This is a genomic window from Phormidesmis priestleyi ULC007, assembly GCF_001895925.1.
Taxonomy (GTDB): domain Bacteria; phylum Cyanobacteriota; class Cyanobacteriia; order Leptolyngbyales; family Leptolyngbyaceae; genus Phormidesmis_A; species Phormidesmis_A priestleyi_A.
In genome coordinates this window covers 18,140-31,046 of record NZ_MPPI01000048.1, presented here as the reverse complement: position 1 = coordinate 31,046, position 12,907 = coordinate 18,140, and the positions used below count along the sequence as shown (strand labels likewise).

General features: G+C 47.4%; 15 protein-coding genes. 2 read left to right on the top strand and 13 right to left on the bottom strand.

Features of this window, described 5'->3' with window-relative positions; genetic code table 11:
* The first annotated feature begins 219 nt into the window (after window positions 1-219).
* A complete protein-coding gene (locus BRW63_RS23795; RefSeq protein WP_223257492.1) occupies window positions 220-633 on the top strand; it encodes a PPC domain-containing protein in 414 nt (137 codons plus the stop codon).
* A gap of 144 nt (window positions 634-777) precedes the next feature.
* Here the strand turns inward: BRW63_RS23795 and BRW63_RS23790 are convergent, their stop codons facing one another.
* The 11 genes from BRW63_RS23790 to BRW63_RS23740 all read right to left on the bottom strand — a co-directional run bounded on the left by BRW63_RS23790 (window position 778) and on the right by BRW63_RS23740 (window position 9,681).
* The gene (locus BRW63_RS23790) at window positions 778-1,539 is read right to left on the bottom strand and encodes a phycobilisome rod-core linker polypeptide (protein WP_073074864.1); all 762 of its coding nucleotides are present in this window, start codon (window positions 1,537-1,539) and stop codon (window positions 778-780) included.
* Between the two features lie 59 nt (window positions 1,540-1,598).
* A complete protein-coding gene (locus BRW63_RS23785) occupies window positions 1,599-2,339 on the bottom strand; it encodes a phycobilisome rod-core linker polypeptide (protein ID WP_073074863.1) in 741 nt (246 codons plus the stop codon).
* Window positions 2,340-2,380: 41 nt separating this feature from the next.
* Window positions 2,381-3,217, bottom strand: a complete 837-nt coding sequence (locus BRW63_RS23780) for a phycobilisome rod-core linker polypeptide (protein WP_073074862.1) — start codon at window positions 3,215-3,217, stop codon at window positions 2,381-2,383.
* A gap of 45 nt (window positions 3,218-3,262) precedes the next feature.
* On the bottom strand, window positions 3,263-3,532 hold the full coding sequence (locus BRW63_RS23775) for a phycobilisome linker polypeptide (protein WP_073074868.1): 270 nt from the start codon (window positions 3,530-3,532) through the stop codon (window positions 3,263-3,265).
* A gap of 98 nt (window positions 3,533-3,630) precedes the next feature.
* A complete protein-coding gene (locus BRW63_RS23770) occupies window positions 3,631-4,491 on the bottom strand; it encodes a phycobilisome linker polypeptide (RefSeq protein WP_073074861.1) in 861 nt (286 codons plus the stop codon).
* Between the two features lie 253 nt (window positions 4,492-4,744).
* Window positions 4,745-5,233 carry a phycocyanin subunit alpha gene (cpcA, locus tag BRW63_RS23765; RefSeq protein ID WP_073074860.1) on the bottom strand — a complete coding sequence of 163 codons (489 nt, stop codon included), beginning with the start codon at window positions 5,231-5,233 and terminating at the stop codon, window positions 4,745-4,747.
* Window positions 5,234-5,329: 96 nt separating this feature from the next.
* Window positions 5,330-5,848 (bottom strand): phycocyanin subunit beta, encoded by a 519-nt coding sequence (locus BRW63_RS23760; protein WP_073074859.1) that lies wholly within the window; start codon window positions 5,846-5,848, stop codon window positions 5,330-5,332.
* A 596-nt stretch (window positions 5,849-6,444) separates the two neighbouring features.
* Window positions 6,445-7,371: an RluA family pseudouridine synthase gene (locus tag BRW63_RS23755; RefSeq protein ID WP_073074858.1), complete on the bottom strand. Its 927-nt coding sequence runs from the start codon at window positions 7,369-7,371 to the stop codon at window positions 6,445-6,447.
* 122 nt (window positions 7,372-7,493) lie between these two features.
* Entirely contained in the window at window positions 7,494-7,958 is a 465-nt protein-coding gene (locus BRW63_RS23750) for a GNAT family N-acetyltransferase (protein ID WP_073074857.1), read from the bottom strand.
* 54 nt (window positions 7,959-8,012) lie between these two features.
* Window positions 8,013-8,819 carry a uroporphyrinogen-III C-methyltransferase gene (gene cobA / locus BRW63_RS23745; RefSeq protein ID WP_223257491.1) on the bottom strand — a complete coding sequence of 269 codons (807 nt, stop codon included), beginning with the start codon at window positions 8,817-8,819 and terminating at the stop codon, window positions 8,013-8,015.
* Window positions 8,820-8,922: 103 nt separating this feature from the next.
* Window positions 8,923-9,681: a sirohydrochlorin chelatase gene (locus tag BRW63_RS23740; RefSeq protein WP_073074866.1), complete on the bottom strand. Its 759-nt coding sequence runs from the start codon at window positions 9,679-9,681 to the stop codon at window positions 8,923-8,925.
* Between the two features lie 115 nt (window positions 9,682-9,796).
* Between BRW63_RS23740 and BRW63_RS23735 the strand changes: the two genes are divergently transcribed.
* Window positions 9,797-10,324 (top strand): Uma2 family endonuclease, encoded by a 528-nt coding sequence (locus tag BRW63_RS23735; protein WP_073074856.1) that lies wholly within the window; start codon window positions 9,797-9,799, stop codon window positions 10,322-10,324.
* Window positions 10,325-10,516: 192 nt separating this feature from the next.
* Here BRW63_RS23735 and BRW63_RS23730 read toward each other — a convergent pair whose 3' ends face one another.
* Window positions 10,517-11,626: a hypothetical protein gene (locus BRW63_RS23730; RefSeq protein ID WP_073074855.1), complete on the bottom strand. Its 1,110-nt coding sequence runs from the start codon at window positions 11,624-11,626 to the stop codon at window positions 10,517-10,519.
* 31 nt (window positions 11,627-11,657) lie between these two features.
* On the bottom strand, window positions 11,658-12,797 hold the full coding sequence (locus BRW63_RS23725) for a DNA cytosine methyltransferase (RefSeq protein WP_073074854.1): 1,140 nt from the start codon (window positions 12,795-12,797) through the stop codon (window positions 11,658-11,660).
* Window positions 12,798-12,907: the final 110 nt, after the last annotated feature.

Below are 12,907 nucleotides of genomic sequence, written 5' to 3'. Positions count from 1 at the left end.
ATTAACGTCAGTTCGACGAGGTTTTTCGCTTCGTTGTAGCGGCTTTTGCCCCCTAAATCCCCCACTTTGGGGGACTTCAAGCCAAAATCTCCGGTTCAAAGTCCCCCAGAATGGGGGATTTAGGGGGCTTCCCAAATTCATCACCGAAGCGAACTACTGCTGTCGAACTGACGTTAGATCAATAAAAATTGGGCTGTGAGCGAGATGAAACGTTTTTGGATGATAGTCATTGCTTTGGGAATGGGGTGCGATCGTGGCGCTGCGATCGCCCAAAACAAAATTTATACGCCCATTCCGCTGACTCCGGGCAATGAAATTAGCGACAAACTCTCAGAAAATGATATTCCCACGGGTCAAGGAAACTTTGCCCGCGACTATTCAGTGCCGCTACAGTCGGGGGATCAGGTTTCGATCGACCTTTCGTCAGACAATTTCGACACGATCGTTACATTGATGACTGCCAAAGGTGAAACCGTTGCCGAAAATGATGACGGCCCGGATGGCACGACCAATTCTTTGCTGTTTACTCGCATCACCAAACCCGGAAACTATGTGGTGAGAGTTAAAGCCTTTGGGGAAACTCCGGGTGGCCCCTTTAAGCTCAAGCTGACCAAACTCAAGCCGACGAACTGAAGTCTGAACGTTTAAACAACGGCTGGGTTTGATTTTTATCGATACAACAATCGCTCAAAACTGAAACACAGTGAACGATCGCTCTATAAACAGAAATCAAACCCAGCAAAAAGGTTTTGAGTCAACGCTCAAAACGCTGTTGATTTATCGCTTGTCCCGCGAAGGAACTTTGCTCATATAGTCAATGCTCGACGCTGCAATCCGTTGAGCATAATTGACCTTGGGCGCGATCGCCGCTGCCAACTCCCGAAACTTACCCGGATCGCCTTCACGAAGATTGCGCTCTTGATATTTCTTGGTGTAGAACTTGTCTACCGTGAAGCGCCAATCATTTTTGATCGTGCCTGCGGTTTCTTGGAAGTCTTCGCCATAGCGAGGAGTCACCAGGTTAAAGGGGCGAGCCTCCATCCGCTTGCGCTGGTAAGGGACTGTGTAATCACCAAACGCCTCAGTGTATTCGTCGCTGTCGAGCAACGCATCGACAAAACCGTCAAAGCCCAGAGTGGCAATTTTGATCGACCAGGCAATCTCTTCATCTTGGTTATAAGAATCGCGACCGAGCAAGCGCTTGAGGCAAACTTGCACGAGGCGATAGTTATTGTTCACAGAAACGACTGTGCTGTAGAAACGCTCAGATTTTGCCAACTCGCGAATAAAATCGCGCACGGTAATCGCCCGATTTTTGACGCGAGACTCAGAAGCGATTTGACGGTTAAACTTTAGCGTCTCGTGTTCGCTAAACACCTGCCGATAGGCTGCCCAGATCAACTCCCCTAAATCGTTGGCATCGCTCATATCTTCGATGCGATAGATATAAGGAGTGTCTTCGTTTTGGTCGGCAAGCCCAAAGCTCTTGACTCGGTGGTTTTGGGTGCTTGGTCTATAGTCCAATAATGGCAGTGCCATTTTAGAATCTCCCTCGTGTTGATGAACAAATCAAATCAGTAAAACCAGCAGATCAACCGCTAACGCAACGGAAAACTGGCTGGAGTGCTAATCGAAACGGGCGTGTTTTGAGGAACGCTGCGTGTCATGTCAGGAATTTGAATGTTTGCCGTGTTGACGGAAACAGGCTGCACAGTTTCGATCGGAGTCGATCGCGCCATCTCCAAGAAGTTCTCGATCGCGCCCCATTTATAGCGCCCAGTTTCTAGCTTGTCGCGCCAATAATCGCCATAGCGAGGAGTCACCAGATTAAAGGGACGATCTTTATAACGACGACGCTGATAAGGCACGGTGTTTTCGCCAAATGCCTGCTCATATTCGTCGCTGTCGATCAAAGCATCGACAAAATGATCCCAGCCCAGGGTGGCAATTTTGATCGACCAGGCAATCTCTTCGTCTTTGCTATAGGGAGCGCGACCGAGTAACCGCTTGAGCGTCAGTTCCACAACTCGATAGTTAGAGTTGGTTTCGACAACCAATCGACGGTAGGTTTCAGACTTTGCCAAGCCGCGAATAAAATCGCGCCCGGTGATGGCCCGATTTCTTAGCTGTGATTCTAAATTGCTTTGACGATTGCTCTTGAGAATCACGTGCTCACTAAACACTTGACGATAACTTGCCCAAATTAGGTCGGTCAGGTCAGTGTCATCGATCGCGTCTTCAAGTCGATAAATGTAAGGCGTATCTTCGCTAGGAACCTCGTAGCCAGCAACACGCTGATTTTGCGAGGCGGGATTGTATTCGAGCAAAGGAATTGACATAGCGGACGCAGAATGAAGGGTTGTTTGGAGGAATGAGTCCTTTAAACTTTAGGATTGCCAGGGATATAGCGATAGGGCAATGACACTGCTGTTCTCTTCACCGTTTGAGTAGAACTTGTCGCGGCACGGCTGCTGTCAGGCACTTTGATATTGCTAGAAGTGGCTCTGGCAACATCGCGCTGTGAGTTTAACTGAGGCGTGAGAATTCCTTGTGCCATATTGAGGAAGGTCATCGGAATTGCCTGACGAATCACCTGTTTGTCTAAATCACCCGAACTGTAAGTCCGCACTTGATAGTAAGAACGGGTTGCCAATTCGCGCTCTAAGAGACGGTTGCGCCAAAAATCGCCATAGCGAGGATTTGACAGATTAAAGGGACGACCTTCCATGCGCCGACGCTGATAAGGCACGATGTCAGATCCAAACGCTTGGCGATATTCGTCTCCATCGACCACGGTATCGATAAAGCCGTGTAGCCCTTGGGTAGCGATGACGATCGATTGCGCGATCTGCTCATCTTTGCCGTAGCTCGATCGACCTAAAAAGCGCTTAAAGGTGATGTCTACCAGGCGATAGTTAGAATTGGTTTCGCCAACTAATTCCCGATAGACATCCGATTTGCCCAACCCTCGGATCAATTCTGACACCGAGATTTGGCGGTTTCGCAGTTGCGATTCTAAAAAGGGCTGGCGATAGCTGTCTAAAATCAGATGTTCACCAAAAATTTGACGATAGGCTGCCCAGATTAGAGCATCCACTTCGTCAACGCTTTTAGCATCACTGAGTCGATAGATTTGAGGATCATCCTCATCCAGCACATCGTAACCAGCAACTCGCTGATTTTGAGTTTTGGGAGTGACGTTAAGTAATGGCAGCATAGAGGTTATGAGTCAGGTTAAATCGCCGTTCTCTGTAAGAATTTCTTATCGTTTAGCCTTGGCGAGAGTATGGTCGCTCTCATCCACTTCGAGAGGTGTAATGTTGACAATTTTGCCGCCCATCCGCAAAATGCGCTGCATCTCGTCGTTCATGCGGCTGTAGGGCACCGTGATAAACACACTGCCACTGTTGCGAATGGGATAATTCATCTGGTCGGTCTGGTCGTTTTGACGCAAACCCACCACTTCGTAGCGAAATATCCGGCTTCCAGAAGTCGTATTTGCTGCGCTGCCCACTGCGGTTTGACCAAGCATCGATCGCAATCTCCTGTAACGAGGTTTAAAGTAAAAAGCGGTTAGCTTTGAATTTTGAATTAGAAAGCCTAATCCAAAATTCAAAGCTCAAAAGTTTCTTAAGCAACCGTGATGCTGACGATTTTTGCGCCTGTGCGCTGAATCTGCTGCATCTTTTGAGACAACTGCTCGTAGGGCACTAGATAAGCAGTGCTGCTGCGACGCACTTCAGGATAGCCACCGCCCCGGATGCCAGCCGCGACGACCCGATAAATCCGACCGCTCTCACCAAAAGAGCCGCCCAAACACTTGTTGGGAGCCGAATCGCTGGAAGCCACGTAGTGTGACCAACCAGCCCCACTCGAAGGCTCTTGGATCATGGTTGCCGTGTTTTGAGCTAACCCACGAGCGAGACGAGATTTTGAACCTTCTGATTGAGCACGATCGCTGTTGGCATAACCGCGATAGAGCCGAAACATGTTGGTGAACCCGATCGTTCTCGCGCCTGTCTCAAACTGGAAGCCGCGATAGTAAGGCACCACGTTGTCGCCAAAGTTTGCCTGATATTCTGCCGAGTCGATGTAAGAATCGATTTCAGCATCAAACCCTTGTTGTTCGTAGATATCGAGGTGACGAATCACGTCAGATTCATCAAACGGTGCCCGACCCAATAAGTGCTTGTGGTTGAGTTCGATGACTCTGGTTTGAAAATTGCCGTAGAGAAACTTGGTTTTATATAGTTCAGACTTGGCAACAAACCGGACGAATTCTCTGACCGTGATTTGACCGTCGCGCAAGAGCGATTCTGCACTGGTGAGACGCTCAGACTTCATGATGTAGTCGTTGCCCAACACCTGACGGTAAACCGCTCGAATCACATTTTCAACATCTTCTTTTGTCCAGGGTGAGCGCAACTCAACCTGACTGGTTTCCGCGTAGGGAGAAGTTCCTAAACGCGCTGCTGCGGTTGTAATAGCCATCGATCAAGACTCCTAAGTGAACGGCGAACGTTTATATGTAGCGGTGTCGTCAGCATTCAGTCGTCAGCAGCTTGGCGAAGATTTGCTGAGAGCCGAATCGCCAACTTAATCACTCCCGATTTGGTTTTTATCGTTGAATTTATACTCAAACATTCAAACCTGGAGTAACCCTAGATAAAACAATGCCCGGAAAGGTAAACAACAGTCAGCCGGAGCCGACGGGTCGCGATACCTTTCCGGGCAAGACGCACTGTTAGCTCAGGGCGTTGATCGCGTAGTCGATGTAGGTGTTAGCTTCGTTAGCAGCCTGACCGCCCAAACCGTGGCTAGCCTTGATGTTTTTCAGAGCTTCTACATACCAGCTAGGAGCGAGGTCAAAGGTGCGGTTGATTTCATCCAAACCAGCAATTAGATACTCGTCCATGGGGCCTGTTCCACCAGCAACCAAGCAATAGGTCACCATGCGGAGGTAGTAGCCGATGTCACGAGAGCACTTAGCTTTGCCTTCGGGACCCGCAGCATACTGAGAACCCTGCATTTGGGTGGTGTACGGGAATTTTTGGTAGACAGCTTGAGCTGCACCGTCAATTAGCTTTTGAGCGTTGTTGGTCAACGAACGAGCCGCTTCCATGCTGGCAGCAGCGCGCTCAAAGCGACCATTGACTGCTTGCAGTTCGGTGTTGCCAAGGAAACGACCTTGGGTATCGGCTGCTGCGATCGCTTCAGTAATCGGGGTCTTCATGATCAATATCTCCCTTAAAGGTGTCTGTTGTTATTAGGACAAGGTTCTGGCGTTTGGCTCTATCGCTAGAGCGCAAGCGATGGTAACTAATTGCAATTAAGCAACAGCAGCAGCAGCGCGATCGAAGTAGCTAGACACTTCAGACATCAGCGCCGAGCAATCGCCTTTGGTGATTCCGTTGGTGTCGTTGGCCAAGCTGATTGCAGCTTCTTTCATTTTTTGAACGCCAGCAGCGACAGAACCGCCGGGAACGCCCAATGCTTGGTAGGTCTCACGCAGACCGTTGAGGCAACGATCGTCAAGAACGCTTGCGTCTCCAGCCAAGGTTGCATAGGTCACATAGCGCAAGATGATTTCCATGTCGCGAAGGCAAGCAGCCATGCGACGGTTGGTGTAAGCGTTGCCGCCGGGGGAGATTAGCTGAGGTTGCTCGGCAAACAATGCGCGCGCTGCGTTGGTGACGATCGCGGAAGCATTGCTGGTCATGCGGTTAACGGTGTCTAAACGCTTGCTGCCGTCTTTGACAAGACCAGACAGAGCATCTAGCTGAGAGCTGCTCAAAAACTCACCTTTGGCATCAGCCTGAGAGACTACCTTAGCGAATGCGTCTAGCATGAATGTTTCTCCTAATTACTGGAAGTTGGTTCGTTTGACTCAGAACTCGAAGGCTCGATCGAGCCATCTTTGAGACTGGGAATGATTTAGCCGAAAGGGTGAAAACCCAATCTGATTATTTCAAGCTGTCTTCTCATTTACGTCACTTCTTAACACTTGTTAATAAACTGGTTCATGAAGCAACGTTTAGAAATCTGAGAAAATTTCGTTTTTATTATGAGAAGGCAAGAACCCGGAGTTATCAGTGGTTAGATGAACTTCATCTGTTGTTTTTACCCTTCAGATTAGTTTTATACAATGTGGCAAGGGCATTATTTGTTACAAATTATTGAGTTGTATCAAGTCTGGCGATACAAATCGTCAAAGCTAGAGCAGACACGGCTTTAGTGTCGATCAAAAAGCTCTTTTTCCTTAGCGAATCACACAATTACAAATTTATTAGTAAACTTGTCTTAAGTTAATCGTTTCTCAATATCGCCACAAGCTGCTTTCAGACAGGGTTCTGAGTTTAAGGTTGACTGGTACTCTGTAAAGGTTTCTGTAGTTTTGTAACACGGCTTTCGAGATTTTAGACGTGGTAGTGATGACTGTCTAGTTCACAGTCTCCGTTTCAGCACTTCTAGCAGCTTTTTGAATGTAGACGGTAAAGGCGCGATCGCCACCACCCATTCTTCTGTGAGCGGATGTCTGAGCCGCAATCGCCAAGCGTGCAGGGCTTGCCCTGGAAGGTTCACATTGACAGATTTGCGCCCAGACCCGTAGACCTGATCACCGACGATCGGATGCCCCATAAAAGCGCTGTGAACTCGAATTTGATGAGTTCGCCCAGTTTCAAGCTCAAACTCCATCAGCGTGAAATTTCCTAAGCGTTCCTTCACATGCCAGTGAGTGATGGCTCGTCGTCCTTTTTCTTCGGGCACGACGGCCATTTTTTGGCGCTCGACTGGGTGCCGTCCGATCGGCTGATCGATCGTGCCCTTTTCTTGAGGCGGCGCACCGTAGACGATCGCTAAATAATCTCGTCGTGCGGTTTTGGTACGGAACTGTTCTTGCAAATGGTGAAAAGCTTGCTCGGTTTTGGCAACCGCGATCGCGCCTGTGGTGTCTTTGTCCAACCGATGGACGATACCCGGACGCTGAACCCCATTAATTCCCGGTAAGGTCGGACAGTGAGCTAAAAGCGCGTTAACCATCGTTCCTGCCTCGTGTCCGGCAGAGGGATGTACGACTAACCCCGCAGGTTTATTGAGAATCAGCAGCGAATCGTCTTCGTAGAGAATGTCGAGGGGAATGTTTTCGGCTTGCAGTTCTAACGGTTGGGCTGCGGGAATGTCGATTTGAATGCGATCGCCCAATTTGACCTCCAGCTTTTTAGACGTGCAAACTTCGCCATTTACCTGCACGTGACCTTGCTCAATCAGCTTTTGCAGTCGCGATCGAGATAAATCGGTAACTCGATCAGCGAGATAGCGATCAAGGCGATCGGGGGTTTCTTCGACAGAGAGATCAATTTGAGAAGACAATTCTTGAGCAACCTAATAATCCAACTTCATCTATTGTCTGATATTCACCAGGATTGCTGAAAATGATTACCGATAAAAGCTAGAGAATTGATTACCGATAAAAGCTAGAGAATTGAGAACTTTTACGATAAGTAGCGCTCCATCACAAAGTTTATAAGTTTGACCCCTCGACACTCGACTTCTTGGGGTTTGACGATCGCAAATCCCCGGTGTTCAAAAAAGGGACGGGCGGTAATGCTGACTTCAACAAATAAGCGAGACAGTTGTAATTGAGTAGCTTGAGTGACGATCGTATCCAACAATTGCGTTCCCACACTCTGACCCTGAAAGTCTTTGTGAGTGTAGAAACAATCGATGTGACCATCGGGTTCAAACTCTGCAAACCCAACAATTTTCCCGTTGTGGTCAGCAACAAAGGTCTGTTTTGTGTCTTGTCGTTTTACCCATTTGTCTACGGTCATGGTGTCAGGTGCCCAAGCGTTAACTTGTTCTTGAGAATAGTCTCTGATATTAATTGTATGAATAGTTTCATAGAACAATTTCATGATTTCAGAGGCATCTTGTTGAGTAGCTTGTCTGATTTTCATGGGGATGAATAGCGATCGCTAGAGAACCGCTTCTAACTTACAAAATTTAGGGCTTTATGTGCCTAAAAATTGTGGGCGGCAGTCAGATAGAGTTTCGTGTAGGTTTACCACGCTGCCAATTACGACGATCGCAGGTGCCCCAAATCCCTTCGCTTCGACTTGAGCGGCGATCGTCTCTAAGGTTCCAATCAATTCTTCTTGTTCAGGTCGAGTGCCCCAGCGCACCAATGCGATCGGCGTTTTGGCACTCAATCCTGCTTGTTGAAGCTGCCCTGTAATGTAGGGCAAATTGTGAATGCCCATGTAAATCACGATCGTTTCAGACCCGTGCGCGATCGCTTGCCAATTCACCGCAGGGCGATATTTTCCGGCTTCTTCGTGCCCCGTCACAAACGTCACCGACGAGCTATGAGACCGATGAGTCAGCGGAATGCCAGCATAAGCAGGAGCCGCAATGCCAGAAGTCACTCCTGGAATCACCTCGACGGGAACCCCGGCTTTTACGAGATCCTGCATCTCTTCGCCGCCGCGACCAAACACGAAGGGATCGCCGCCTTTGAGACGCACGACGATCGCCGCAGTCTTCGCTCTATCAACTAATACTTGCGTAATCTCTTCTTGCACCATTGAGTGCCGTCCTCGTCGCTTGCCTGCGCTGATTTGCTCGGCGTTTGGGTTGATCATTGCCAAAATCGGCGCACTGACTAACGCATCATAAACGACGACATCCGCGCACTCTAGTAAGCTTTTGCCTTTGAGCGTCATCAAGCCCGGATCGCCGGGCCCTGCGCCCACCAAATAAACTTTGCCCAAGCACTTTGGCTTGTTGGACATGAGAGCGGCATCAGAGTTAAGAGTCATCAAATAAGGCAGTTAGAGAATTGAGTAGATGAGTACTGTCATTAACGCTAGACAGTTAGCGGCTCAAGAGTTGCAGTCTTAGATACCGATTAAGACAAAATAATTACAGCGACGGATTCGCAGTTATCTCTTTTGGGGATTGTAGACTCAAATCTAAAACCAGGTCAGCCAAGCGATCGCTCACTTCTAGCGGTGTCGCCAAGTCAAGCTCTAAGTTTGGAAACTGCTGAGACAGTTGATCAACCGCTTGAGCGATCGTGCCTATAATTCCTCCAGTAAACAAAAAGTAAGGCAAAATCGCAATTTTCTGATGTCCTGACTGAGCCAATTCTTGCAGACGGGCTTCTAGCTTGGGAGCCACTGACCAATAGGCAGAAACCGCTCCTATTTTCGATGCTAACGTCTCGACGGACTGATTTCCTCCCGATCGCCGACTGCCGTGTGACATCAAAATATAGGCATCGGCAGAGCGTTGAGCGAGACGATTAGCCAGAAGATTTTCCATACCTGGATGGGTGCCGATGTGAGGAGATAGGGCGATCGTGACCGTTTCCCCTAGCGTTTGTTGAGCAATTTTGACCTGTTCAGGAATATCTTCCATCACATGAACGCCTGGAATCAAAAAGAGCGGCACGATTTGAATGTGACGAACATTTTGTGCGATCGCGGTTTGACTAAACTGCTGAATTTGCTCGTGTAGAGGCAAAGGAGCGCATTCTAAAACAGCCGCCCCAACTAAAGCCAACGGTGTATCGGATTGCATTTTGTGCTGCACTCGTTGAGCAAGTTGCGCGATCGCCGCTTGCGGACGCGGATCTCGGCTCCCGTGAGACACTAGCAGATAAGCAGAAGATTGCGACAAAACCAAACCTATAGACAATTCTTAAAGTCTATAGATTCTACCCCAACGAACTTCTGTTTGTGGTTCTTAGCTGCATCCATAATAGAGGGGCACATTCAGAAAGGCAGGTCACAGAATGACTGCATCCACTGTTGCCCCTTTACAAGAACTAGAAGCCGACTTGCCAGAAGGCATGGAATTTGTCGATGGAAACCTGATTGAGAAGACAGGAATGACCCTTAAACACAGTTCGGCGCAAGCAGCTTTGGCAGCCGAATGGAGAAGCTATGGTTTTTCTAGTGGGCAAGGGGGAAAAGCTTACACAGAAGCCACTTGCCAAACTGATAAACAGAAGCGTCGCCCTGACGTGGCTTATTTAACGGCTGAACTGATTCAGCAATTTGGTGAGCCAGCCATGTTTCCTCAAAGCTTTCCGCTAATTGCAGAAGTAGCTTCACCCGACGATAGTGCCGAAGCGTTATTTGCGAAGGCACGAGAATATTTGCGATCGGGCAGTCAAGAAGTCTGGCTGTTGTTTCCTGAAACGTTGCTCGTGATCATTGTTACGCCGCAAAAATGGTTAGTGTTTGCAGAAGCAGAAACCGCCAGCACTCAAGCAATTTTGCCAGGATTCAGCATTTCTGTAAAAGTGCTGTTTGCTTGATTGCGCTCCTGTAGATGGGTTTTTCGTTCGATCGTTCCTCCCGCATATCTTCCCAACTTACAGCTTTGGTGGTCGTCATATATGACCGATCGGGTCTACCCACTTAACTGAATGGAGGCAGGTGACTTCGGCAACCCCACCAAGATTTCTCAACCGTCCGTTGCAATACGGTGTCCCAGGGAGTAGCCTGCTTCACAACCTCAACACAGCATCCAGTTTTCGTCTTAAGATTGCTTTCAGTAGCTCAACCTTCGGAGGAGTTAACTTAGGCAACAAAATGTCGGTGAAGGTATCACTTCCGTCAAAGTCTATACCTGCATCACCATCTATAGCGGCTTTGAGTGATATTGCCTGTCTGCCGTCTAAGTCTGCGAAGTAATGCATTATCACCAAGCTAATGTTTCGTTGAGGATGGTTCGGGACATCGACTGTTTTTAGGCGTGTTGTAAGTTCAATATTATGAAGTAAAGCATCTTGAATAACCCAAATTGTCTGTCCGCCCCATTCGTAAGATAGGGCTGTTTTTGCGAATAGCTGCGTCACCATGCGCCCCCAAACTTGGCGCTTATTAATTCCTGGACTACTATGTTCAGAAACCAACAAAGCATTACGAAATGCACTTCGCATATCTGTAGAATTCTCAGTATCAGAGCCACTTGTACTAGCGGTCATAATTTCCAAAATGAAGAGATTGGAAAGATCTGGCAGAAGAATTGAAATGTCAGCTAGATCTCGTCGAGCGTCTTGAAAATAACCACTTTTCTTTGCTGCTCTGACGAGATCATCTAAATCGTTTTCAGTTGAGCCGACAAAATCGCTTTGTTTCAGTAGATTCCTGAGAGAAGTCACAGCCAACGGAGCTAAAACATAGTCAAAGTGGTAGTTGATTTCAGCATCTTCTACCCGATGCTTCAAAGAGACTTCTGCCCAAGCGCCGATATCAGTATCATGAGGCAAACCCGCCTGAATCAGCAAAGCACGCTCATACGGCTGTAAAGCACGATTCGCAGCAGGAATATCTTGACCGTCAAACTTTGCGGCGAATAATCTTCGTGGGCATACAACCCAGATATCCTTACCTGCTTGAATTGAACATACGCCAGGTATTACCTCTGTAATATCACTATTGAAGTAGTGTGTTAGGGGTTCCTGCTGCGTTAGCTTAATTTTGGTTTGATAGCGATTGCCACCGCCATCACAAGTTGCACCCATAAACGGACATTGACGAGACTTTCGTATCGCCTCTACTTTTTGACTTCGGTCATCCATTGGAAAACCAAATAATTCATAAATCGTAGGCATAAATGAGTATTGCTTCTAATGGCATCAGCAGCTAGACATTTACAAACGGTTTCCTTGAAGATTTACTAAGGACTTTTTCCCTAGCAATAAATTCCAAGACTTCTTTCGCAATAGCACAAGCAACAGGCGGAGGTACAGAATTAGCTATTTGGCGATGTTGATCTAGGTGTCGTACCCTACCTGAACGCCCCCGAACAGGACCTTTTAAGAAATAGTTATCAGGATAGCCATGAATACGCATATACTCGCGTGGAGTCAGATACCTATCTTCAATAGGATGAAAGAAAATTTCCCCGCACCTTAAGGTCAGTGAAAGTTTAGAAAAGGAAAGCCTGCGAAATTTCGTTGTGTCCTTTTTGGTCAATCTGCATCTCTGAGTTTCTGGAAGATGTAGTTCTCTAGCCAAAAAAGAACCTTCAGGCACTCCATGAATACGCCTTCTATCTCCTGCTGGTGTTATATCTATATGACTGTCTTCAGGCTGATTATCTTTGTCTTTTGAAGGACTACCTAATCCCTTTAAAGCCTCTCCAACTGTTGTACATTGCTTAATAGGAAATAACGAAAACTGAATGTCTAATTTTCCGTGGGTTGGCAATGGAAAGTCGAAGCATGTTCCGCTCTCTGTGGCAACTATAAAAACTCTTTCTCTAGTTTGAGCTACGCCATAGTTTGCAGAGTTGATAATTTGTAACTTTAACTTATATCCCAATTCTTCGATCTGACCTATAAGCGATTCACAAACGCCCCCAACTTTCCCAAGCTGGTCTAAGGCTTTCAATACACCTTTGACTTGCTCAATAACAATTACCTTGGGTTTTAAAGCTTTAGCAAATCTAACAAACTCAAACAGAAGCAAGCCCCGTTCATCCTCCAAGGAGCCATGTTTACCAGCTTGAGAGAAGCTTTGACAAGGACTACCACCAAATAATAGATCTAGCTCACCAGTTTGCAATCCTAAGTCTGCCTTTAGCTGAGATGGATCGACCTGCCTTATATCTTTCTCAAAAAGAACAGTTTTCAAACCTTCTCTCTCAATAGCGCTTCGCAAAGTCTGGCAACAGTGGGGATCGACTTCAATGCAGGCTAATACCTCAAAGCCCGCTTGACGAACACCAATATCCATCCCACCCGCACCAGAAAAAAGAGATAGAGCAGAAAACGTAGGCATAAGACCAGTACAAAGGCTTTTGTCTTTCCACAAGACTCACACAGTATCACAAAAGACCTGATGCTCTCAAATAAATTTATGGTAGCAATAAAAACAGGTTCACTGCCTTG

Bases quoted from the DNA above. Each gene is read 5' to 3' on its own strand.
- BRW63_RS23795 (WP_223257492.1), top strand. From the start codon at position 220: ATGATAGTCATTGCTTTGGGAATGGGGTGCGATCGTGGCGCTGCGATC.
- BRW63_RS23790 (WP_073074864.1), bottom strand. From the start codon at position 1,539: ATGGCACTGCCATTATTGGACTATAGACCAAGCACCCAAAACCACCGA.
- BRW63_RS23785 (WP_073074863.1), bottom strand. From the start codon at position 2,339: ATGTCAATTCCTTTGCTCGAATACAATCCCGCCTCGCAAAATCAGCGT.
- BRW63_RS23780 (WP_073074862.1), bottom strand. From the start codon at position 3,217: ATGCTGCCATTACTTAACGTCACTCCCAAAACTCAAAATCAGCGAGTT.
- BRW63_RS23775 (WP_073074868.1), bottom strand. From the start codon at position 3,532: ATGCTTGGTCAAACCGCAGTGGGCAGCGCAGCAAATACGACTTCTGGA.
- BRW63_RS23770 (WP_073074861.1), bottom strand. From the start codon at position 4,491: ATGGCTATTACAACCGCAGCAGCGCGTTTAGGAACTTCTCCCTACGCG.
- cpcA (WP_073074860.1), bottom strand. From the start codon at position 5,233: ATGAAGACCCCGATTACTGAAGCGATCGCAGCAGCCGATACCCAAGGT.
- BRW63_RS23760 (WP_073074859.1), bottom strand. From the start codon at position 5,848: ATGCTAGACGCATTCGCTAAGGTAGTCTCTCAGGCTGATGCCAAAGGT.
- BRW63_RS23750 (WP_073074857.1), bottom strand. From the start codon at position 7,958: ATGAAAATCAGACAAGCTACTCAACAAGATGCCTCTGAAATCATGAAA.
- cobA (WP_223257491.1), bottom strand. From the start codon at position 8,819: ATGACTCTTAACTCTGATGCCGCTCTCATGTCCAACAAGCCAAAGTGC.
- BRW63_RS23735 (WP_073074856.1), top strand. From the start codon at position 9,797: ATGACTGCATCCACTGTTGCCCCTTTACAAGAACTAGAAGCCGACTTG.
- BRW63_RS23730 (WP_073074855.1), bottom strand. From the start codon at position 11,626: ATGCCTACGATTTATGAATTATTTGGTTTTCCAATGGATGACCGAAGT.
- BRW63_RS23725 (WP_073074854.1), bottom strand. From the start codon at position 12,797: ATGCCTACGTTTTCTGCTCTATCTCTTTTTTCTGGTGCGGGTGGGATG.